Below are 20,337 nucleotides of genomic sequence, written 5' to 3'. Positions count from 1 at the left end.
GTCCGCTCGACTTGCATGTATTAGGCACGCCGCCAGCGTTCGTCCTGAGCCAGGATCAAACTCTCCGATAAATGGATCACAGGTTAAGTTCACCGCATCCTGCGGCGACACCTGTGTGACCTGCGTCGTGCAGGCCCTAGTTTGACTGACTGCGCACATCGCTGTGCGATTTTTTTAAAACTGAATTAACAGGTGCGTTTTGTCTTGTTTAGTTTTCAAAGATCATTTTCACTTCTTGTTGAAGCGACTTTATTAATATAACATTTTGACTTTCTTTTGTCAAATGTTTTTTTGATTTATTTTCCCGCCGCTGTGAGCTTGTTTTCTCAGAAGCGCATCAGCGACGTTTAATAATATAACACGGTCAAGAATCAGAGTCAACACCTTTTTTAAAAGAATATCCTCGGTGATAGACAGCCTGTCCTTTCGTTTCTATCTGGCAGACGTTGATAAGTCCCTTTTCCGTCAAGTAATCAAGCATAACGCCAAGATCTTGGGTAAAGTGCTTTAGGTCATGATGTTGAAGAAGCTCACCGAATTGCCAAATGTCTTTTTCTTTCATTACTTCGAAAAGATGCGCCGAACCGATCTCGGCTTTGGAATGGATGAGAAAATCATTTGCTAAGAATAATAATTCAAGTCTTTTTTCCAGGCTCTCATGACTTTCAATCAGCTCGGAATATAATTTGTACACTTGGGGCTCCATCTGGCGCACTTGGCTCCACACCGTGGTTTCGGGATGGAATCCTCTGTCGATTACTTCAATACGTGCTAAATGATGCAGCGCATGAACAACGGCATTGTAGGCATCTAAAAATTGATTGGCTTCAAAAAAAGCTTTCCCTTCAACATACCTTCTGATTAATTTGCCGTATTCGAGTCCGATCTTCAGTTTACGTTCGGCAAACGGAAATGTATTCAGCCTGTCAATCAGTTCAACTACGTATTCATTACGGTCAAACAAGACTCTGCCATTTACAATCCAATCTATGATTCTTCTATTTGTTCCAAGCAAAATCCATTCTTGAATCTGAGAATCTGTTACCACATGCAAAGAAGCTGTTTGATGATCAAATTCATAATGCTTTATAAAAACTGGCTCATCAGCATCCTTTACAATCACCAGCAAAGCTGCATCAAAGTTATCTGTTAAGGAAGATGTTTTGTTTCTTCTCTCAATCATAATGACAGCCAATGTATTGGGGTGACTTGCTCTTTCTTGGTAAATTGGACGGAGAAGATTTTCCATCACTATTCCTCCAATGCAATTGTTCAAATTTTTTTATTCTCTATTTGATTCAATTCTATGGTTAAAACGAAATTCCTTTTTTCTAAACACATTGAACTATTATAAACAATTTCACAGTAAGTCTCCATAAGTAAATTCCAATTCAACCGAAAACATGAAGAAAATCCCATCGGGTTTGTGCTATAGTTAAATCAGAGGGGGATGGACATGGCGAAATACTCCAGCAAAATTAATAAAATCAGAACATTTGCGTTAAGTTTGGTTTTCGTTGGGTTTATCATTATGTACATCGGGATCTTTTTCAAAGAGTCAGTTTTGCTTTCTAGTTTGTTTATGATACTTGGGCTTTTATCCATCGGTCTCAGCACGGTAGTTTACTTTTGGATCGGAATGCTTTCGACTAAAGCGGTTCGCGTCATTTGTCCAGGCTGTGATAAAGAGACAAAGGTTTTAGGAAGAGTCGATATGTGCATGCATTGCCGAGAGCCGCTGACTTTAGATAAGGGATTAGAAGGAAAAGAATTTGATGAGTCTTATAATAAAAAGAAAATGTCGAAATAAAATAAGCTGACCGTTTCGTGCGGTCAGCTTATTTTTAATGATTTTCTTTTTTCGAACACTCTTGGCAGACGCCGTAAATTTCTAAACGGTGGTGGCTTACCTTGAAGCCCGTGACGTGGGCAGCGAGCTGTTCCACTTCATCAAGGCCCGGGTAGTGGAAGTCCACAATTTTACCGCAGTTTTCGCAAATCGCGTGATAGTGATCAGATGTCACAAAATCGAATCTGCTGGAAGCATCACCGTATGTGAGCTCTTTTACCAAACCTGATTCCCGGAACACACGCAAATTGTTATATACTGTCGCTACGCTCATGTTAGGAAATTTCCCTTCCAGAGCTTTATATATATCGTCCGCTGTTGGATGAGCCATAGAGTTAACGAGATATTCCAGAATCGCATGACGTTGAGGAGTAATGCGAACTCCGGTTTCCTTCAACGTTTCTAAGGCTTCTTTTAGTTCATGTGCAGCCATCCGTCATGCACCTCTCTTCTAAAAAAAATTCTTACATTGTAATGTTTATAATTAGTGTAACTCTTTCTACGATAATTTGTCAATTGATATCAGGGTAAAAGTAAGCATAGGCTCATAGAGATTTACTTTTCCGACATATCTTTGAGGGTTTGAAGCGCTTCGGCTACATGGTCCTTTACTTTTACTTTTCTCCATTCTTTAATGAGCCGGCCTTCTTTATCAATTAAAAAAGTGGAACGCTCGATTCCCATATACTCTTTTCCGAAGTTTTTCTTCAGCTTCCACACATCAAATGCTTCCGCCAGCTCATGCTCGTCATCAACAAGAAGCAGAAATGGCAGGTTATGCTTCTCTTTAAATTTTCCGTGTTTTTCCTGGCTGTCCGGGCTGACGCCGATAATGACCGCATCCAGTTCGGCGAAGCTTTCGTGACTGTCCCGAAAATCGCATGCTTCAGTTGTACATCCCGGTGTCATGTCCTTTGGATAAAAATAAAGCACGATGTACTTTCCTTTATAATCCGATAATTTTACTGTTTCCCCATGATCGCCTTTTAACTCAAGATCAGGCGCTTTTTGTCCGATTTCTATAGTCATTACGTTACCTCCGGATGTTTTTTATTAAGCGTATCCAATTCTTGTCCAGATTACAACCATCTCAGCTGAATCTGAAGCCCGAAGCCATTGTTCTTGTTCGGAAGCATGCTACAATAGAAAGGACGCATGGAGATATAGGAGGTTTTTATTCTTGCATACAAAATCAATTGAACTTCACAATGAGGCATTACAGCACATTGTCGGCGGTGTAAACAGCCCGTCTAGATCATATAAAGCAGTCGGCGGCGGTTCTCCTGTTGCAATGGAGAAAGCAAGCGGCGCTTATTTTTGGGATGTGGACGGCAACAAATACATCGATTATTTAGCGGCGTACGGTCCGATTATTACAGGACATGCCCACCCGCATATTACAGAAGCGATTAAAAAAGCGGCAGAGAACGGTGTATTGTATGGAACACCAACGAAACACGAGGTTACATTTGCAAAGATGCTCAAAGAAGCCATTCCCGCTATGGACAAAGTAAGATTCGTCAATTCAGGAACTGAAGCCGTTATGACGACCATCCGCGTGGCTCGCGCATATACAGGCCGGACAAAAATCATTAAATTTGCGGGCTGCTATCACGGGCATTCGGACCTTGTGCTTGTCGCCGCAGGCTCCGGCCCGTCTACTCTCGGCACGCCAGACTCAGCCGGTGTACCGAAAAGCATTGCAAACGAAGTGATCACAGTACCATTTAATGATATCGATAGCTATAAAGCGGCTCTTGATAAATGGGGCAGTGAAATCGCGGCGGTTCTCGTTGAACCGATTGTCGGCAACTTCGGTATCGTCGAGCCGAAAGAGGGCTTCTTAGAAAAAGTAAATGAATTGACACATAATGCAGGCGCTCTCGTTATTTACGATGAAGTCATTACGGCTTTCCGCTTTATGTATGGCGGCGCGCAGGATCTCTTACAGGTGAAACCAGATTTAACAGCACTCGGGAAAATTATCGGCGGTGGACTTCCGATTGGCGCCTATGGCGGCAAACAAGAAATCATGGAGCAGGTAGCTCCGCTAGGGCCTGCTTATCAGGCAGGAACAATGGCAGGGAACCCCGCTTCCATCCTATCAGGCATCGCTTGTCTGGAAGTGCTCAAAGAGGAAGGCGTGTATGAAAAGCTTGATCACCTTGGCGCTATGCTTGAGGAAGGTATTTTGAAGCACGCAGAAACACACGGCATCACCATTACGGTCAACCGGTTAAAAGGTGCGCTCACGGTATACTTCTCTGATGAGAAAGTCGAAAATTACGAGCAGGCTGAACGGAGTGACGGAGAAACATTCGCTACGTTTTTCAAGCTGATGCTGGAACGCGGAATTAATTTAGCACCTTCTAAGTATGAAGCTTGGTTTATTACCACAGCACATACAGAGCAGGATATTAAAGACACGCTTGCAGCGGTCGAGGATGCTTTTAAACATCTTAAAAACTAGAATCAGATACCTTGAACAGGAGCTTTGAGCTCCTGTTTTTTTTATGGAATCAAACAACGTGTAAGATTTTGGTCTTTTTCTAGAAAAATAGCTTGAATATTTGTATCGATCCCTGTATATTACTTAATTGTTTAGCAAATAAACTAACCGGGAATTTTAAGGATTAGCCCATTTGCTATGTCACACAATTTACTATAGAAAGGAATGCATGCACAAACCAATGAAACTTGGTGCCCGCATTTTCAAAACCGGGATTGCGATTACACTTGCCCTTTATTTGGCTTCGTGGATCGGGCTTCCCGCGCCGATTTTCGCTGGAATTGCAGCGATATTTGCGATCCAGCCGTCGATTTACCGCTCTTTTCTCATTATTATTGATCAGGTTCAAGCAAATATCATCGGAGCTGTGATTGCCACAGTGTTCGGCCTTATTTTCGGACCCAGCCCGATTATGATCGGGTTAACAGCAGTTATTGTCATTACAATCATGCTGAAACTTAAAATTGAACATACAATTTCAATTGCTCTTGTAACAGTCATTGCGATATTAGAATCTGCCGGTGACGACTTTTTAATGTTCGCGCTGATCAGAACAAGCACAGTCATCTTAGGGGTGCTTTCTTCCTTTATCGTCAACCTTGTGTTTTTGCCTCCTAAGTACGAAACAAAGCTGATTCATAATACTGTCGAAAACACCGAAGAAATTATGAAGTGGATCAGATTGTCCATGCGGCAGTCGACAGAGCATTCGATTTTGAAAGAGGATATTGAAAAACTGAAAGAAAAAATGATCAAGCTTGATCAGACATATCTTCTATATAAAGAAGAAAGAAGTTACTTTAAGAAAACGACTTATGTGAAATCAAGAAAGCTTGTCCTGTTCAGACAGGCCATTATTACGGCAAATCGGGCGCTTGATACATTGAAGAAGCTGCATCGTCTGGAAAACGAGATCTATCATATGCCGGAAGAGTTTCAGGAAACACTGACTGAAGAACTTGATTACCTGCTTTACTGGCACGAACGGATTTTGATGAGGTTTGTCGGAAAAATCAAGCCGCATGATGACGCGGTTGAAGAAGGCATCCAGTATAAGCAGCTTTTAACAAAGTCATTTTTAAAAAATCAGCAGAATACGGATGAGGAGCTTATTGATTACAACATGCTCAATATTATGGCAAGCGCCGTGGAATATCGCGAGCAGCTTGAACATTTGGAAACACTTATCACAAGTTTTCAAACGTATCATCCGAAAGACTGCGAAATAGAAACAGAAGAGTAACCCGGTTAAACAGCCGGGTTTTTTTATACACAAAAAAATCTTATATCCTTCGTTAAAAGGATATAAGATTGATGTTTTAGTTCAAATTTTGAATGGTAAATAAATGCTTGTACTGGCTCTCATAGTCCATGAGTTCATCATGGGTTCCGATTTCAATGATTGTGCCGTTTTCCATGACAACAATCTTATCCGCATGGGTGATTGTCGATAAACGGTGGGCGACAACAAAAGTTGTTCTATCCTTCGCCAGTTTGTCCATCGCTTCTTGAATGTAATGCTCACTTTCCAAATCCAGAGCTGATGTAGCTTCATCTAAAATGAGGAGCGGCGGATTTTTCAGGAATACCCGCGCAATTGAGATCCGCTGCTTTTGTCCGCCTGAAAGCTTAACGCCTCGTTCTCCCACCCGGGTCTCATATCCTTCTGGAAAACTCATGATAAATTCATGGGCATTTGCAGCTTTGGCGGCTTCGATTATCTCTTCAAGTGTGGCATCAGGCTTGCCGATCGCGATATTTTCCCAAATCGTTTCACTAAATAAAAAGGTATCCTGAAGCACCATACCAACCTGGTTGCGAAGGCTTCTTGCTTCATAATCGCGAATATCCGTCCCATCAATCAGCAGTCTGCCGCTTGTTACATCATAAAATCTTGGGATCAGGCTGACGAGCGTTGATTTTCCTCCTCCGCTCATGCCGACGAGAGCTACAGTTTCTCCTCTATTTACTTTTAAGGATACATCATGAAGAATATTTTCTTTGTCCTTCTCATATTGAAACGAAACGTTTTGAAACTCCACTCCTCCGCGAATTTCATCGGCCTTTATCGCATTTGGTTTGTCAGTGAGTTCATAGGGCTCGTCAATAAATTCAAACACCCTGTCCATTGATGCGATTGACTGTGTCAAAGTTGTAGAGGAATTGATCAGCCTTCTAACAGGGTTGTACATTCTGTCAATATATCCGACAAACGCGACCATTGTTCCGACTGTCAGCGGTCCATTAATGACAAAATACCCGGCGCACGCTATGACGATGAGCGGCGCCAAATCTGTAATGGTATTAACGACCGCAAAGGTTTTGGCGTTCCAATTCGTGTGTCGGATGGCTTTATCTAAGAAATGACCGTTTTTCTCATTAAATTGAGCCTGTTCATGATCTTCTATCGCAAAGCTTCTGATGACAGGCATGCCTTGAATGCGTTCGTGCAAATGCCCCTGCACTTGAGCAAGAGCCTGTGAGCGCTCCCTTGTCAGCTTTCGTAAACGGCCGTAAAAATACTTCACTGATATTCCGTATAATGGGAATAATACGATAGAAATCAGCGTTAATTTAACGTCCAGTGTGAGCATGATAGAGATTACAATCAAAATCGTCAGCATATCGAGCCATATATTCATCAGCCCTGTGATGACGAAATCCTTTGTTTGTTCTACATCATTAATCACTCGGGAAATGACTTCCCCTGTTCTTGTATTCGCGTAAAAACGAAGGCTCAGTTTTTGTATATGGTCAAACAGCTTAGCTCTTATATCATAAAGCACCTTGCTGGCAGTCCACTGGGCAAAATATTGCCGGTAATATTCAACAGGCGGGCGCAAAATTAAAAATAAGGCGAACATGATCGCCATAATCGTGAACAATGACGTGGTTTTGTCACTGGCCGTGCCGCCTCCTTGAATAATGTCGTCAACTACGTACTTCAGAAGCAATGGGAGAGCAAGCGGAATGGAAAATTTGACGATCCCGATTAACACTGTAACGAAAATTTGCTTCTTATAAGGTTTGACGAATTGCATGTAGCGTTTCATAACCCCCACGTTGATTCCCCCTCTCTCTTTCTCATGATGTGTGTGAGCCCATGTGAAAAACCTGTTGTACCCCGCAACAGGTTTTTACGTAACCATTATTTTGTATAGCGCAGATACCGTTCATACCACATATCGACAAACTCGGGCGCAAACGGTCCCTGACGCTGGTGAATCCAATGGAGCAGCGTATTTAAGTAGTCTCTTAAAATACTGTCGATTTCTTTTGGATAATTCATGGCTTTCCGATGATCATCATATTCGTCTTCATCGAGAATATTGTAGGTCATGTCAGGAAAAACCTTAACATCTAAGTCATAATCAATATATTTAATTGCTTCGCCATCATAGGCAAACGGAGAACTGATGTTGCAATAATAATGAACCCCGTCTTCCCTCAGCATCCCGATGACATTAAACCATTGTCTTGCGTGAAAATAACAGATTGCGGGCTCTCTGGTTATCCATGTCCGGCCGTCTGATTCGGTTACCATCGTCCGGTCATTGGCTCCGATGACACACATTTCTGTACTTTTTAAGATTGTTGTCTCATTCCAAATTCTATGAATCAGCCCGTTGTGCTTATAGCTGTGAATTTGAATGGTTTCTCCTTCCTTGGGATAGCCCATATTTCTCCCCTACTTTCTATAAAGCCCTACAGTTAGTATGTCCAAATTTGCTTACCGACAACGTCTTTTACCTATTATAACGTTACAAATTGAAAAATGAAAATAAAAGAGCCATTCCGGCCGGGGAATGGCACATTCCTACACTACACAAAGGAAGACGGCTTTTCTGAGCTGCGATAAGAACGAATGACCTGCTCTGTCTGCTTTTGAAACATATCCTGTATATCGGCAAGGTGTTTCCGTTTTACCGCAATTTCAGCCTGAATCCCACGCAGCCTTGCATCCCTTTCCAAATGCCGGAGTTCCGCCTCAATTTGTTTGCAGCGGTCGAGCTCTGATTGGAGATCGAGAAGCTTATCCATCGTTTTCATCTGTTCACTTACCAGCTTTTCAAATTCGGTCATCGGTTCCTCCTTCAGCCTGATGAAAGTATAAACATTTCCTCCTTTAATCATTTCGATCTCCGTAAAGCAAACCCTTTGACTCATTCTGTAGACCTTCCACAAGTTTTGTCGTTTTTCAAACAGAAAAAAGCACTTCCACCCGAAGATGAAGTGCTTTTTTCTGTTTCAGTGATTAGCTGTTTTGTTGTTTGTTTTGTTCAGCAGATTGGTTTTGCTGTCTTACCTGCTGTGCGTCAGTTTCACTAGCGAATTCAGTGCCGAATTGACCTTGTTGTCCAGCTGATTGCTGGTTTTGTTTTCTGACTTGCTGAGCGTTTGTTTCGCTAGCAAATTCAGTGCCAAATTGACCTTGACCAGCAGCTGATTGTTGGTTTTGTTTTCTAACTTGTTGAGCGTTTGTTTTGCTGAAGTTATTTGAGTTAGCCATTGTTATCACCTCCACGGTCATTAGAATGTGCAGGTGATCGTATAGCTATTCCTCTTTTTTAAAAATTTTTAAACGAGCAGTGAGCGTCCGCCGTCAACGATAATTGTCTGTCCGCGGATCATGTCAGCCTTGGAAGACACTAGAAACTCAACAGTATCAACCATGTCTTTAATTTCGACCATGCGTCCCGCCGGCGTGTTTTGGCGCGCATCCTCAAGCAGATCTTCTCTATTCGGGAAGTGTTTCAGCGCATCTGTGTCGATCGCTCCGCCTGAAACAGCATTGACGATAATTTGTTTTGGTGAAAGCTCAACGGCAAGATAACGGGTTAAAGCCTCTAACGCTGCTTTTGATACACCGACCGTGGTGTAGTTTTCAAGATAGCGGATAGAGCCTAATGAACTGATGCTGACAATATGCCCGCCTCCGTTCTTCTCCATTAGCTTGGCAGCTTCCTGAGCGCAGAAAAGCAATGCTTTCGCATTAATGTTCATCGTCCAGTCCCAGTGTGTTTCTTCTAATTCCATGACAGGTCTTAGTACTCCTGAAGCGGCATTATTGACAAAAACATCAAGTCTGCCGAACGTTTCATCAATTTGCTGAAACATTTCTTTGATTTTTGCAGGCTGTCCTACGTTTGCTTTTACGACAAGCACTTTAACGCCAAGCTTTTCGATTTCTTCCGCTGTTTCTAATGCTGCTTTTTTGCTGCGTGCATAGTTAATGACGATGTTATAGCCGTTCTCAGCAAGTCTGATCGCGGCCGCTTTTCCGACACCGCGGCTGCTTCCTGTTACGAGTGCACATTTATTTTGTTCCATTTTTCCTCATCTCCTTGTAGCGTATAGTTCTTTTATTTCCACAAACAATAATGGCAAGAACTTTAAAGGGGGTCTTCTGTTATGTATGTCGGACGTGATATGAGCGAATTGAACATGGTTTCCAAAAAAGATTGGAAGAACAGTGAACTCGCTTATTTTCATCATGCCTTTCAGCAAATTATGCCTTATTTGAACGAAGAAGGCCAATCAAAATACCGGGAATTAACGCAAGAAATTGAAGCGCGCGGCGGAATGAAGCGCAATGAAGCGGACTACAGCCACGGCACGCGCGTCTCTTACGATTAAGAATGGTTTACGGAGCAGCCGAGATGGCGGCTGCTTCTACTGCCATCTTCCAGATTTTTTGATGTGACACCGGGAACGCAAATTGTTCGAGCTCTTCTTTCGTTACTTTTTTCAGCTCGCTGGTATCCGACACTTGTTTTACTTTACCGAAAAACACTGAAATATTCCATACCAGGTGGGTGAAAACATGCTCGACTACACCTTGCAGAACACTGATATCAGCTTGTATGCCATATTCGTTTTCTAAGAAAGCAATGAGCTGTTCACGCTCAGTTTTGATCCCTTTTTGTGTTTCAAGATTAGGGAATTCCCACAGGTTGGCGAGCAAACCTTTAGACGGCCGTTTGTGGATATACACTTGTCCGTCTTCATCAGTCAGTACGATCGCGGCCATGGTTTTGATCCCGGGCTTTTTCTTTTTGCTTTTTACCGGAAGCTCCCGTTCAGTGCCTTCTTCAAATGCTGAGCAATGCTGCTGAACCGGGCATAGCAGGCATGAGGGTGATTTTGGCGTGCAAATCAAGGCTCCAAGCTCCATCAAGCCCTGATTAAATTCAGATGGTTTTTCTTTGGAAATAAGAGCTCGTATGGCGTCTTCAAAGATCGTTCTTGTTTTTGGTTTGGCAATATCATCCCAAATAGAAAGAATTCTGGACATGACACGCATCACATTTCCGTCAACCGCGGGAATGGGTTTATTGTAGGCAATGCTGAGCACCGCTCCCTTTGTATAAGGGCCGACGCCTTTTAACCCGCCAAAATCTTTCTCGTCTGGAGGGACAATGCCGCCGTATTCCTGTTTCACTTCTTTTACCGCGCTTTGCAGGTTTCTGACTCGCGAATAATAGCCGAGCCCTTCCCATGCTTTCAGCACCTTTTCTTCATCAGCATCAGCGAGCGCTTCCACTGTCGGGAATTGTTCCACAAACCGCAGAAAGTAAGGAATCACTGTCTCTACTCTCGTTTGCTGCAGCATCACTTCAGATACCCATACCTTATAAGGATCTTGGTCCTCTCTCCACGGCAGAACGCGCTGCTCTCGTTCAAACCATGAGATTAAATCATCGCGAAATTGCTGTATGTCTTTTTGTTTTAATTTGTCTTCAAGTACGTTCATATGTGTTTCTCCCCAGTCTTTCGCGCCCCGCTTTTCTTTAGACTGTTTTTTGTTGTACACTAAGGGCACAGTACGATAATATGTTACATTAAATAGTAATAAAGAAAAAGCGGAAACATATGAGAACGATTGAATCAGTTTAAAAATTGGGTATATGAAAATGGGGAATTTCTTACAAAGTGAATGTGCAGGATCATCCTGCAAGGAGGTCACCTATGGATACGGGCACACATGTCGTTATGGGCATCGCACTGGGCGGTATTGCGACGCTTGATCCTGTTGTCGGATCAGATCCGGCAATGGCTCACGCTGTTATGATCGCAACGCTTGCGGGCTCTCAGGCTCCGGATATTGATACTGTGTTAAAGCTTAAAAACAATGCTGTTTATATAAGGAATCACAGAGGATTTACCCATTCAATTCCTGCCGTTTTGTTTTGGTCTGTCATCATCCCGGCGATTCTGTATTTATTTTATCCTCAGGCCGATTTTCTGCACCTGTGGCTGTGGACACTGCTGGCAGTCGTTCTGCATGTCTTTGTTGATATATTCAACGCCTATGGAACACAAGCCATTCGTCCGTTTTCGAAAAAATGGGTTGCGCTCGGGCTGATTAATACGTTTGATCCGTTTATTTTTATCAGCCATCTAGCAGCTATCGCGATTTGGTATGCAGGCGGGAGTCCCGGCATCACGTTTCTCAGCTTATATATCATATTGGCAGGCTATTACTTGGTGCGCCTGATCATGCAGCTGAGAATTAAACGGAAGCTTCATGAGATGATTCATGATGAGATCGAAAGCATTATTATTTCTCCAACGATGAAATTCAGGCAATGGCGAATCGCAGTGACGACAGCACATGCTTTCTATGTAGGAAGAAGCATGGAAGGACATGTCGTGATTCTGGATACATTTAATCGGGTGCCTGTTCCTGAAACCGATGTAATGCATGCGGCAAAGCAGGATGATAACATCGCGGCGTTTCTGTCCTTTTCTCCGGTTTACCGGTGGGAAGTGGATACGTTTAAAGATCATTATGAGGTGAGATTTATCGACCTGCGTTATCGGAGCAAAGGCCATTATCCGTTTGTCGCAATTGTTCATATCGGCCATGATCTCACAATTCGTTCATCCTATACGGGATGGATATTCAGCGAAGAAAAACTACAGAAAAAATTAAAGCTCGGCTCTATATAGAGCCGGGCTTTTTACGTCTTATATAAAAAACAGCAAGCAGCAGACTGACGAGAGATATGATCGCCGATATTTTGAAGTATGGCGGATAGTAAGTCAGCTCAATGTGATTGTCTCCCTTTTGCGCCTTGAAGCCTATAAAAGCATAATCCGCTTTTTCGATCTTCTGTGTTTTTCCGTTGATCTTCAGCTCCCAGCCTTTTTCATATGGGATCGGAAGCATGATGTACTGGTCTTTTGACAGATGATATGCAAAGGTCAGTCGATTTTTGTTCCAATTCAGTTTGTCTGCTTTCTCTGTTTTATTTTGCATTACAGCGTTTTTCAGCGTTTGGTAATTTTCTTCATAGAGCGCTATGTTTCTCAGCTCATAGGTTCCTTTCGGAAGATTGATTGAGATATGGCGTGATTTAGGCACTCTTACCGTTATATTATTTACTCCGGTTTTATATATCGATTTGTTCGATTTCCTTGTTGTGACATAATCATTTACCTTTAACGTAAATCCTTTGTCTTTTGCTTTGCTTTTCAAATAAAAGCTGACATAGTAGTCTCCCGGAGCGGATGATGGCTGTTTCGGGGTGATGATCAGCTCTCCTCCGTTTTCTCCAGTTACGGTTAGCAGCCCGTTTTGATACTGGGCTTGTTTTGCAGTGATGTCCGACTTGGTGATCAAATTGGACGGTTTTGGTGTCTGCTCCGTTTTTACTGATGGATCTTTTAATATGATTCCTTTCAGCATCGCCTGTTCTTTCGCAAGAGCGGGCAATCGGTCCAGCTCACTTTCGCTGTATATGGCATCCGCTGTTTTGACGAATGGAAGCATGTACTGATTCTCATAAACTGCATAATGCTCTGTTTCTAAATGCTTTTTGAAGCCGTACGGGACGCTGGCTTCGTTTGTTTTTTCGGTCATATAATATTTGCCGTAAAGCAGGCTGTATAAATTCGCCCTGTCTCCCAATGACGCGTAACGGCTGACGCTTTCCCTGCCCATATCGATGCTTAAATCATTCCAATAGAAGGCCAGCAGATCTTTGTTTAAAATGCTGGAATACGCGCTGAAGCCATTAAACCCGTAAATGATTGGCGTATTATTGCGGACCCCGTTCATCCAGTCGATTCTCATGAGCGGATCATCGTCTTCCTTCTGTAAACGTCTGATGAGCTCAGATGATTCCCGCCCTCTGTATTCCTCACTTGTAAGGTATTCTTTTGTCACACTGTCCAAATCGCCGCCTTCTGAGAGCGCGTATTTTTGATAGGAGTTGGCGACAATCAGCGAAGAAAGAATGATTATGCCGTACACAGCCATGTTTGCCCGTTTTTTCGCAAAAGCTGCAGCAAACAAGGCTGCGATTGTCATGAGTAAGAGCAATAGAATACTTTCATTCGCAGGCTTCCATATATCGAGCTTATACCTTTGGATATGATACAAGTAAAGAAGCAGGACGACAGCTGCGGCCGGGAGCAGTTCTTTCCGTTTCAAATCAGACAGCTGTGACAAACCAGCCGCAGCTGCTCCCGCAATGGTAAAGGCCAGAACATATTCAAACCGGTTTTGCGGGGCGGAAAAACCGTTAAAGACGCTTGCCGCATACGGACTGAAATGAAAAAGAATAAACAGCAGGCTCAATCCGGCAAAGAGACGAAACACACGGTTTTTGTAAAAAGAAATAATAAACAAAAACAGCAGAAAAGCGGCCGGCACAATGATGATCCGGCTCGAAAATAAGATATTATCATCGAAATTGAGCCACTCTATTTTCTGGCTGTATGGAGGGCGCAGGTTGTTTAAAAAACCGTATACTACGGGCACAAACGCCGCCGCACTGATGCCAAAAGAAATGAAGCCTGAAACCAGAAATAATCTGATTTGAATCCATCTTTTCTCTTCATGTGGTTCCAAACGGATCAGCCATCTGAACAGCACATAGATTCCGATGAATATAAGGTTTATGTATGCAAAGTAAAAATTATTGATTAACGTCAGCGAACACGCAACGATAAACCACGCCGGACGCCGCTCTCTAATAATTTTTTCTGCGCCAAGCACAAGCAGCGGAAGCCAAACCATTGTATCGGTGAAAAATTCCCAATACGCTTCGTGACGGAAATAAATAATTGAGACGCCGTATAACACAGCTCCCGTGAACGATGCCGCCCTGTGCTTGAGAAGATAATGAAAAACAGAAGCGGACGTAAAGATGATCAAGCTCAATTTGAAAATACTGATAAAAACAGCTGACTCTGCCCAAAAAAGCGTATCCGCTTCTCCGATCAGCTGGACGGCTTGAAGCAGCCAAACAGCGGCGGACACAGCAAGAAAAAGAAAAGACGCAGAAAAATAATAGCCGAGCTGACTGAATGTGCCGCCACCAAGTCCGAATGAATAATTGTAGAAAAAATTCCCGTGTGTATATTGGTCAAATAATAATTTTTTAAATACGATCATTTGCGCAAGCCCGTCACCCGGACCTGTCATATACCTGCCTTCCGCCCATTCTTTCACAAAAAAAGCGTGTGCCAGAACGGACACCAGCAAACTGGCCGCATAGATCATGATATGTTTTCTTTTCATATAAATTCTCCAGTCTTGCTTTTAAGATAATAGACACGCAAAAAAAGCACTGCCAATGGCGTTTGGTATTTTCAGTGCATTTTTGTCAGACGCCGCATGCTTTTTAATTCGTTCGTTTCAGGCAGGTCTTTGTTCGGGATATTCGCTTCTTTGATCAAATAATGCGGGCGTTTTTTTGTTTCATAATAGATTCGGCCGATATATTCACCTATAATTCCAAGGCTTAACAGCTGTACTCCGCCGAGAAATAACACTGCTGAGATAATGGTGAAATACCCAGGCACAGAAATACCGTTAGTCAGAATTTTAACGAATGTGGCAATGATATAAATGATGGAAAGCAGCAGGATGAAAATGCCTGTATAAAAACATAATCTCAGCGGCTTATGATTAAATGAAACGACGCCGTCCATGCCGTAATTAAACAGACTGCTGAACGACCATTTGGAGGTGCCGTTTTTTCGTTCGACATTTTCATAAAATACAATTTTCTGATCAAAGCCAATCCAGCAAAAAAGACCTTTTGAGAAGCGATTTCCTTCGCTCAGCTTCAAAAGTGCATTCACAGCTTGGCGGCTTAACAATCTGAAGTCACCGACACCGTCACGCAAATCGACTTCCACCGCTTTATTAATGAACTTGTAGTACATAGATGATAAGAGTGAGCGGACAAAGCTGTCCCCTTTTCTGTTCCTTTGGGCAATGACTTGGTCATACCCTTCTTCGTAGCCTTTGATAAATTCCTTCAGCAAATATGTCGGATGCTGCAGATCGGCATCCATTACAATAACCGCCTCGCCCTGAACATGCTCAAAGCCCGCCAAAATCGCGGCTTCTTTTCCAAAATTCCGAGAAAAAGATATATACTTCACCCGGCTGCACGTCGCTGCCAAGTCTTTGATCTGCTGAAGCGTGTCATCAACACTTCCGTCGTTTATGAAGAATATTTCATAGTCATAATGAATGTTTTTAAATTCCTTTTTTAAAGATTCATGAATGAGTTTGACATTATACCCTTCATTGTAAGACGGGATAATAATCGAGATTAATCCTTGCTTCATTAAGGCACCTTCTTTTTATTATTCTTTTTAAGTATTGCCTTAGGGGAGTTTTACACAAATCTTCAGTAAGGCTATTCCTTTTTTTAAAGTCGTTTAAACCTGTTTTTTGTTACAATTTTATGGTGACATTCATGATTTTTAATGTTATTTTGTCATGTTTAAAACAGACTATGAAAAAAACGCACAGAAAAAGTCTGCCATTATGACAGACGGATGGAGAGAAATTTTAGCTTATTGGTTCTTAAGATATTCCAAAATCAGCTGATTGACGATGGCTGGCTTTTCGTGGTTAATCCAATGGGAAGCTTCATCAACAAAGATGAGATGTCCATTCGGGCAATGCCTTTCCGTCTCTTTCGCAAGCTTTCTGCTCAAAAAGCGGTCTTCCATTCCCCAGATCATTCGGTAAGGTACTGTTTCGTAAGAGGGTTTCTCTGCCAAGCTTCCTTTTCTGAGGGCTCTGTACCAGTTCAGCATAGCTGTCAGCGCGCCCGGCTGTTTCCACGCTTCTTTGTACCTGCTGACATCCTCGGATGTAAAAAGCGCGGGACGGTCGGATAATCCAATCGCTTTGTCTAATGTTTCATAATCATTTTCCCTTAGTGATGCCTCCGGTATATCGGGCAGCTGGAAGTATGCGATATACGAGCTTTTCAGCCATTGCGGCGGATAAAGCGGCGTTACGGTTTTCATGACGTGCGGGTGCGGGATATTGATCGCGATCAGTTTTTCAAGATATTCCGGGCGTGTGGAAGCCAAATGCCATGCAACAGCCCCTCCCCAGTCATGCCCGATGACAATTGCTTTTTCATCAGTGAATTGCGTAATAAGCCCGATGATATCATCTCTTAATGTATCAATCCGATACGAATCAATTCCTTCCGGTTTGTCACTGAGATTGTAGCCCCGCTGATCAGGAGCAATGACCCGGTAACCCACATCAACAAGCGGTTTGATTTGATTTTTCCAGCCGTACCAAAACTCAGGAAATCCGTGGAGCAGGACAATTAACGGGCCGTCTTCCGGTCCTGCGGCTGCAACGTGGAGCGTGATTCCGTTCGTATTGACAAACTGGCATTTAACTCCGTCCACTTCTATCTCCTCCTTGACTGTGCGTCATGATTTTCAGCCTTTTCTCCGTTAGCATAAATGTTATGACACAGGCGGCAATCAGCAGGATAAGCTGAAGAATAATCAAGTTTGATCCCAGCAGCAAACCCATTCCCGCAATCACCAAGCCTGACAGGATCATTAATGATGCACTGTAACGGTTCGCTTCATTCCATAATCTTTGATCTGACATTGAGCGTCTCGTTCTGTATCCATACACACTGTTGATCGATTTGGGAGGAAACAGTTTGATCAGTATGCCCGCAATGATCATAAGCCCTCCGCCGACTAAACCCGTCATATCATCATCTCCTTTCTCATTGTTACGTGCAGAAAGAAGAAATGTTTCATGCATAGGCAAAAAGACAAGCCTCGGCCTGCCTTTTTATCGCATTTGTAAATCCTTTGTGTGAATATAGCCTTTAACTCCGCCATAATCCACGAACGCCCAAGTGAAGTCAAATCCGCCTTTTTCACTGAATCCCCACCCAAGTATTGTCACCTCTGTTCCAGATGAGAGCTGTTTAGCTTTTCCATTTTCGGGCGTCGGTGCATAGAAGGCTGTCTGTTTCATTGTTTTCGCTTGGCTTGCGGTTTTCATTAAAAAGTGGGTTGAAATATACGCTTTTTTTCCTTTGAAATGAATTTGAGCCCAATCGGCATTTACAAATCCATCGACTTTTACTTTTTGTTCTGATGATACAGTGCCGAGAATGTCACCTTTATGATTTGGCTCAGTCCGGACATTCAGCTTTCCTGTTTTTATGATGTAAGAATCGGATGATGGCATGCTGACAGATATGTCGTGAAGGGGCGCAGCTTTTGCTGCGGGAGCGGAATGAAGTGCTGTCAAACCCAGTCCTGCGGCAGCTGTTAAAGCGAGCATTACTTGTTTCTTTTTCATATAAAGCTCCTCCTCGCATTTTGACAAGATATAAGTGGTATTCCCTGATTGACAGGCTGGTGAAACATGTTTTGTTTATGATTTCTTCCTGTTAAGGTAATTTTAAGAAAATGAAAAAACCTGCCGGTCGTTAACGGCAGGTTTTTAATGCAAAAGGCCTCTGCTTTGATTTAAGTAATCATTCACGTCGTTACGGGAGCTTTGAAAAAGGTGGAGCTGGCCGCCATAGTTTTCAATCCATTGTGTGACGATTTTTTCAGTCATTTTTTCACCTTGATAGGCGTGTCCGGCTTTTGCATAGGTTGCTTCGAAATCGCTCCATAACAATTCCACCCACGTTTTTGCCTGTATATAGCTGATCATCTCGTTCTTTTCCAGAAGCAGATTAGTCAGTTTCTCAATGTACATATTCATGTGTGCAGTCTCCTTTCTTCAGGAAAAAAATAACGCTTTATTACGTGGTGTTCTCCATATACTAACCTTACGTCTTCATCTGAAAAGACGCAACTTTTTGATCTCGAACCTAGGGGGATATGACATGGTCCGAAATAAAGAAAAAGGATTTCCTTACGAAAACGAAAACAAATTTCAGGGTGAACCGAGAGCAAAGGACGACTATGCTTCTAAGCGTGCTGACGGATCTATCAATCAGCATCCTCAAGAAAGAATGAGAGCCTCAGGCAAACGGTAAAGAAGAACAGCTGCATACACTGCAGCTGTTTTTACCCTTTATTGACTTGATATTCGTAGACGCTCTTCTTTTCTGATAAGTGTGCGAAGGTAGAAAGCACAAGTCCGCATGCGGTCATAAGCGCACCGCCTGCAAACAGCCAGGAATAAGAGCCTGTTCCGTTTAAAATCATTCCGCCGATCCATGCACCAAGGGCATTGGCAAGGTTAAATGCTGATACGCTGACAGCTGCGGCAATGGTTGTGCCGCCCTCAGATGAGGAAATGACTTTTGTTTGCAGAAGAGGCGGCGTGCCGAATGCGCATGCCCCGAATAGGAACGTTGCCACAATGGCTGCAGCCGGGTAAATGGCGATGTAAGGAAATACAGCCAGAACACCGATTAAACCGATCATTACGCCGATCATCGTCCGAGTCAGCAAAGGCAGCGGTACCTTTCCAGCAAAGAAATTCCCGGCAACGCCTCCCAATCCATACGCAAAGAGAGCACCTGTAATGCCAACCGTGCTGAATCCGGCTGAATGCCTCAAAATGGGTTCAATAAAGGTGTAGGCGATAAAGACACCGGAATAGCCTAAAATGGTAATCGCGAAGGAAAACAGCACTTGTTTGTGTTTAAAAACCCCCCACTCATTCATAAGCATTGGGATCACTTTTGGTTTTCTGTTCGGCACGGCAGCCATAAGGCCTAAAAATCCGATGACACCAAGTGCCGTAATGATGGAAAACACCGCTCTCCAATTCAGGACATCTCCGAGATAAGAGCCGAATGGAACACCAAGCATTAGAGCCACTGTCAGTCCGCCGTTCATTGAAGCAGCAGCTGCAGCACGCTTTTCCGGCGGAACCATTTCACTTGCGAATACCATGGCAATCGCGAAGAAAGCGCCGTGTATGGACGCAGATAAAATTCTTGAAATGGCCAATACCGTAAAATTCGGCGCCAGTGCGCTCATCAGGTTTGAAAGGGTAAATATCGCCATCAGCCCAAGAAGCACAGGCTTTCTCGGAAGCTTGACGGAAATGATGGTGACGAGCGGCCCTGTCAAACAAACGCTTGCCGCATAAGCCGTGACAAGAAGCCCTGCGGATGAAACCTGTATATGAAAGTCATTGGCAATCGACGTCAAAATACCCATCACCGCGTATTCTGTATAGCCGATTGAAAATGTACAAATCATAAGAACAAATATAATAAATTTTACAGATGGGTTTTTGATACTCAACGTCATCGCCTCCTTTGATTTTAAAAAACAACGAGTTTCATCTTAAAAGATTTTTCAAGTGAATTCAATGATTTTTTCTTTAAGAATTCGTGTAAATGTGCTGCAAACAAAAAGAGGCTGATCATCAGCCTCCTGTTACGCTTTATTCTTTTTCTTGCAATACTGAGATTGGCAGCGCTTCCTCTTGCTGAGGGGAAGAGGTTCTGTATCCCCATGCGAAAACGCCATTCAAATAACTGATGGTAAACTCGTCCTCAGTGTTTTCCACACGATATGTTTCTCCCGGTGAGTAATCTTCCGGGTTCAGCAAATATGCTTTTGCCATCGTAATTTTCCGTTCGAGCACTGCCAGTTCGTTTATGATTCCATGCTGTTCGGCTTTTCTTGCTTTTTCAGAAAGTAATGCGATTTCGGTATTGAGTTCGTGCGGTGTCATTTGACTGTATCGTTTGTCCAT

23 protein-coding genes and 1 rRNA gene are annotated in these 20,337 nt (G+C 43.0%); 6 read left to right on the top strand and 18 right to left on the bottom strand.

Annotated features, from left to right (window positions below):
* Together CW370_RS19190 and CW370_RS19185 are read right to left on the bottom strand one after the other, a co-directional pair.
* Window positions 1-71 (bottom strand): 16S ribosomal RNA (locus CW370_RS19190); the annotation flags it as partial.
* A 293-nt stretch (window positions 72-364) separates the two neighbouring features.
* Window positions 365-1,249 carry a nucleotidyltransferase-like protein gene (locus CW370_RS19185; protein WP_003243727.1) on the bottom strand — a complete coding sequence of 295 codons (885 nt, stop codon included), beginning with the start codon at window positions 1,247-1,249 and terminating at the stop codon, window positions 365-367.
* A 207-nt stretch (window positions 1,250-1,456) separates the two neighbouring features.
* Here CW370_RS19185 and CW370_RS19180 point away from each other — a divergent pair, with 207 nt between their 5' ends.
* A complete protein-coding gene (locus CW370_RS19180; RefSeq protein ID WP_014479226.1) occupies window positions 1,457-1,810 on the top strand; it encodes a YgzB family protein in 354 nt (117 codons plus the stop codon).
* A 34-nt stretch (window positions 1,811-1,844) separates the two neighbouring features.
* On the opposite strand, the gene perR is transcribed toward CW370_RS19180, so the two are convergent.
* Window positions 1,845-2,282 (bottom strand): peroxide-responsive transcriptional repressor PerR, encoded by a 438-nt coding sequence (perR, locus tag CW370_RS19175; protein ID WP_003223285.1) that lies wholly within the window; start codon window positions 2,280-2,282, stop codon window positions 1,845-1,847.
* Between the two features lie 122 nt (window positions 2,283-2,404).
* Window positions 2,405-2,878 (bottom strand): thioredoxin-dependent thiol peroxidase, encoded by a 474-nt coding sequence (gene bcp / locus CW370_RS19170; RefSeq protein WP_024572676.1) that lies wholly within the window; start codon window positions 2,876-2,878, stop codon window positions 2,405-2,407.
* Between the two features lie 151 nt (window positions 2,879-3,029).
* On the opposite strand from bcp, the gene CW370_RS19165 reads away from it, so the two are divergent.
* Window positions 3,030-4,319, top strand: coding sequence for a glutamate-1-semialdehyde 2,1-aminomutase (locus CW370_RS19165; RefSeq protein ID WP_029946392.1), 1,290 nt, complete (start codon window positions 3,030-3,032; stop codon window positions 4,317-4,319).
* A 220-nt stretch (window positions 4,320-4,539) separates the two neighbouring features.
* Window positions 4,540-5,601 (top strand): aromatic acid exporter family protein, encoded by a 1,062-nt coding sequence (locus CW370_RS19160; protein ID WP_014479224.1) that lies wholly within the window; start codon window positions 4,540-4,542, stop codon window positions 5,599-5,601.
* A gap of 76 nt (window positions 5,602-5,677) precedes the next feature.
* Here the strand turns inward: CW370_RS19160 and CW370_RS19155 are convergent, their stop codons facing one another.
* The 5 genes from CW370_RS19155 to fabL all read right to left on the bottom strand — a co-directional run bounded on the left by CW370_RS19155 (window position 5,678) and on the right by fabL (window position 9,689).
* A complete protein-coding gene (locus tag CW370_RS19155; protein ID WP_024571592.1) occupies window positions 5,678-7,420 on the bottom strand; it encodes an ABC transporter ATP-binding protein in 1,743 nt (580 codons plus the stop codon).
* 86 nt (window positions 7,421-7,506) lie between these two features.
* Window positions 7,507-8,037 carry a nucleoside tri-diphosphate phosphatase gene (gene ntdP, locus CW370_RS19150; RefSeq protein ID WP_003223272.1) on the bottom strand — a complete coding sequence of 177 codons (531 nt, stop codon included), beginning with the start codon at window positions 8,035-8,037 and terminating at the stop codon, window positions 7,507-7,509.
* Between the two features lie 143 nt (window positions 8,038-8,180).
* The gene (locus tag CW370_RS19145; protein WP_003242708.1) at window positions 8,181-8,441 is read right to left on the bottom strand and encodes a YgaB family protein; all 261 of its coding nucleotides are present in this window, start codon (window positions 8,439-8,441) and stop codon (window positions 8,181-8,183) included.
* 172 nt (window positions 8,442-8,613) lie between these two features.
* Entirely contained in the window at window positions 8,614-8,868 is a 255-nt protein-coding gene (sspE, locus tag CW370_RS19140; protein ID WP_003233541.1) for a gamma type acid-soluble spore protein SspE, read from the bottom strand.
* 68 nt (window positions 8,869-8,936) lie between these two features.
* The gene (gene fabL / locus CW370_RS19135; RefSeq protein WP_003223262.1) at window positions 8,937-9,689 is read right to left on the bottom strand and encodes an enoyl-[acyl-carrier-protein] reductase FabL; all 753 of its coding nucleotides are present in this window, start codon (window positions 9,687-9,689) and stop codon (window positions 8,937-8,939) included.
* An 81-nt stretch (window positions 9,690-9,770) separates the two neighbouring features.
* On the opposite strand from fabL, the gene CW370_RS19130 reads away from it, so the two are divergent.
* The gene (locus tag CW370_RS19130; protein ID WP_003233542.1) at window positions 9,771-9,995 is read left to right on the top strand and encodes a hypothetical protein; all 225 of its coding nucleotides are present in this window, start codon (window positions 9,771-9,773) and stop codon (window positions 9,993-9,995) included.
* 7 nt (window positions 9,996-10,002) lie between these two features.
* Here CW370_RS19130 and mutY read toward each other — a convergent pair whose 3' ends face one another.
* Entirely contained in the window at window positions 10,003-11,112 is a 1,110-nt protein-coding gene (mutY, locus tag CW370_RS19125; protein ID WP_024571593.1) for an A/G-specific adenine glycosylase, read from the bottom strand.
* 215 nt (window positions 11,113-11,327) lie between these two features.
* On the opposite strand from mutY, the gene CW370_RS19120 reads away from it, so the two are divergent.
* Window positions 11,328-12,311: a metal-dependent hydrolase gene (locus CW370_RS19120; protein WP_014476212.1), complete on the top strand. Its 984-nt coding sequence runs from the start codon at window positions 11,328-11,330 to the stop codon at window positions 12,309-12,311.
* Here CW370_RS19120 and CW370_RS19115 read toward each other — a convergent pair.
* The 6 genes from CW370_RS19115 to CW370_RS19090 all read right to left on the bottom strand — a co-directional run bounded on the left by CW370_RS19115 (window position 12,304) and on the right by CW370_RS19090 (window position 18,378).
* Entirely contained in the window at window positions 12,304-14,889 is a 2,586-nt protein-coding gene (locus tag CW370_RS19115; RefSeq protein ID WP_029946391.1) for a YfhO family protein, read from the bottom strand. The genes CW370_RS19120 and CW370_RS19115 overlap by 8 nt on opposite strands.
* 71 nt (window positions 14,890-14,960) lie before the next feature.
* Window positions 14,961-15,950, bottom strand: a complete 990-nt coding sequence (locus tag CW370_RS19110; RefSeq protein WP_003244113.1) for a glycosyltransferase family 2 protein — start codon at window positions 15,948-15,950, stop codon at window positions 14,961-14,963.
* Between the two features lie 231 nt (window positions 15,951-16,181).
* On the bottom strand, window positions 16,182-17,042 hold the full coding sequence (gene ephM, locus CW370_RS19105; protein WP_024573183.1) for an epoxide hydrolase EphM: 861 nt from the start codon (window positions 17,040-17,042) through the stop codon (window positions 16,182-16,184).
* On the bottom strand, window positions 17,029-17,361 hold the full coding sequence (gene spdL, locus CW370_RS19100; RefSeq protein WP_024573182.1) for an SdpC immunity protein SpdL: 333 nt from the start codon (window positions 17,359-17,361) through the stop codon (window positions 17,029-17,031). Before spdL ends, ephM begins: the two co-directional genes overlap by 14 nt.
* Before the next feature lie 84 nt (window positions 17,362-17,445).
* Window positions 17,446-17,964 (bottom strand): SH3 domain-containing protein, encoded by a 519-nt coding sequence (locus CW370_RS19095; RefSeq protein ID WP_101169913.1) that lies wholly within the window; start codon window positions 17,962-17,964, stop codon window positions 17,446-17,448.
* A 144-nt stretch (window positions 17,965-18,108) separates the two neighbouring features.
* Entirely contained in the window at window positions 18,109-18,378 is a 270-nt protein-coding gene (locus CW370_RS19090) for a YfhJ family protein (RefSeq protein ID WP_003243789.1), read from the bottom strand.
* Between the two features lie 124 nt (window positions 18,379-18,502).
* Here CW370_RS19090 and CW370_RS19085 point away from each other — a divergent pair, with 124 nt between their 5' ends.
* Window positions 18,503-18,655 (top strand): small, acid-soluble spore protein K, encoded by a 153-nt coding sequence (locus CW370_RS19085; RefSeq protein ID WP_003223241.1) that lies wholly within the window; start codon window positions 18,503-18,505, stop codon window positions 18,653-18,655.
* A 31-nt stretch (window positions 18,656-18,686) separates the two neighbouring features.
* Here the strand turns inward: CW370_RS19085 and CW370_RS19080 are convergent, their stop codons facing one another.
* Together CW370_RS19080 and CW370_RS19075 are read right to left on the bottom strand one after the other, a co-directional pair.
* On the bottom strand, window positions 18,687-19,880 hold the full coding sequence (locus CW370_RS19080; protein WP_024573180.1) for an MFS transporter: 1,194 nt from the start codon (window positions 19,878-19,880) through the stop codon (window positions 18,687-18,689).
* A gap of 142 nt (window positions 19,881-20,022) precedes the next feature.
* Window positions 20,023-20,337, bottom strand: coding sequence for a YfhH family protein (locus CW370_RS19075; RefSeq protein WP_024573179.1), 315 nt, complete (start codon window positions 20,335-20,337; stop codon window positions 20,023-20,025).

It is taken from the genome of Bacillus sp. SN32 (assembly GCF_002837495.1).
In the GTDB taxonomy this organism is placed as follows: domain Bacteria; phylum Bacillota; class Bacilli; order Bacillales; family Bacillaceae; genus Bacillus; species Bacillus subtilis.
The sequence above is the reverse complement of the archived record's forward strand: the minus strand, read 5'-3'. Positions and strand labels throughout refer to the sequence as shown.

Bases quoted from the DNA above. Each gene is read 5' to 3' on its own strand.
- CW370_RS19110 (WP_003244113.1), bottom strand. From the start codon at position 15,950: ATGAAGCAAGGATTAATCTCGATTATTATCCCGTCTTACAATGAAGGG.
- sspE (WP_003233541.1), bottom strand. From the start codon at position 8,868: ATGGCTAACTCAAATAACTTCAGCAAAACAAACGCTCAACAAGTTAGA.
- ntdP (WP_003223272.1), bottom strand. From the start codon at position 8,037: ATGGGCTATCCCAAGGAAGGAGAAACCATTCAAATTCACAGCTATAAG.
- CW370_RS19185 (WP_003243727.1), bottom strand. From the start codon at position 1,249: ATGGAAAATCTTCTCCGTCCAATTTACCAAGAAAGAGCAAGTCACCCC.
- CW370_RS19090 (WP_003243789.1), bottom strand. From the start codon at position 18,378: ATGAATATGTACATTGAGAAACTGACTAATCTGCTTCTGGAAAAGAAC.
- CW370_RS19085 (WP_003223241.1), top strand. From the start codon at position 18,503: ATGGTCCGAAATAAAGAAAAAGGATTTCCTTACGAAAACGAAAACAAA.
- perR (WP_003223285.1), bottom strand. From the start codon at position 2,282: ATGGCTGCACATGAACTAAAAGAAGCCTTAGAAACGTTGAAGGAAACC.
- CW370_RS19115 (WP_029946391.1), bottom strand. From the start codon at position 14,889: ATGAAAAGAAAACATATCATGATCTATGCGGCCAGTTTGCTGGTGTCC.
- CW370_RS19130 (WP_003233542.1), top strand. From the start codon at position 9,771: ATGTATGTCGGACGTGATATGAGCGAATTGAACATGGTTTCCAAAAAA.
- CW370_RS19095 (WP_101169913.1), bottom strand. From the start codon at position 17,964: ATGAAAAAGAAACAAGTAATGCTCGCTTTAACAGCTGCCGCAGGACTG.
- CW370_RS19120 (WP_014476212.1), top strand. From the start codon at position 11,328: ATGGATACGGGCACACATGTCGTTATGGGCATCGCACTGGGCGGTATT.
- spdL (WP_024573182.1), bottom strand. From the start codon at position 17,361: ATGACGGGTTTAGTCGGCGGAGGGCTTATGATCATTGCGGGCATACTG.
- CW370_RS19075 (WP_024573179.1), bottom strand. From the start codon at position 20,337: ATGGACAAACGATACAGTCAAATGACACCGCACGAACTCAATACCGAA.
- CW370_RS19160 (WP_014479224.1), top strand. From the start codon at position 4,540: ATGAAACTTGGTGCCCGCATTTTCAAAACCGGGATTGCGATTACACTT.
- mutY (WP_024571593.1), bottom strand. From the start codon at position 11,112: ATGAACGTACTTGAAGACAAATTAAAACAAAAAGACATACAGCAATTT.
- CW370_RS19145 (WP_003242708.1), bottom strand. From the start codon at position 8,441: ATGACCGAATTTGAAAAGCTGGTAAGTGAACAGATGAAAACGATGGAT.
- fabL (WP_003223262.1), bottom strand. From the start codon at position 9,689: ATGGAACAAAATAAATGTGCACTCGTAACAGGAAGCAGCCGCGGTGTC.
- CW370_RS19180 (WP_014479226.1), top strand. From the start codon at position 1,457: ATGGCGAAATACTCCAGCAAAATTAATAAAATCAGAACATTTGCGTTA.
- bcp (WP_024572676.1), bottom strand. From the start codon at position 2,878: ATGACTATAGAAATCGGACAAAAAGCGCCTGATCTTGAGTTAAAAGGC.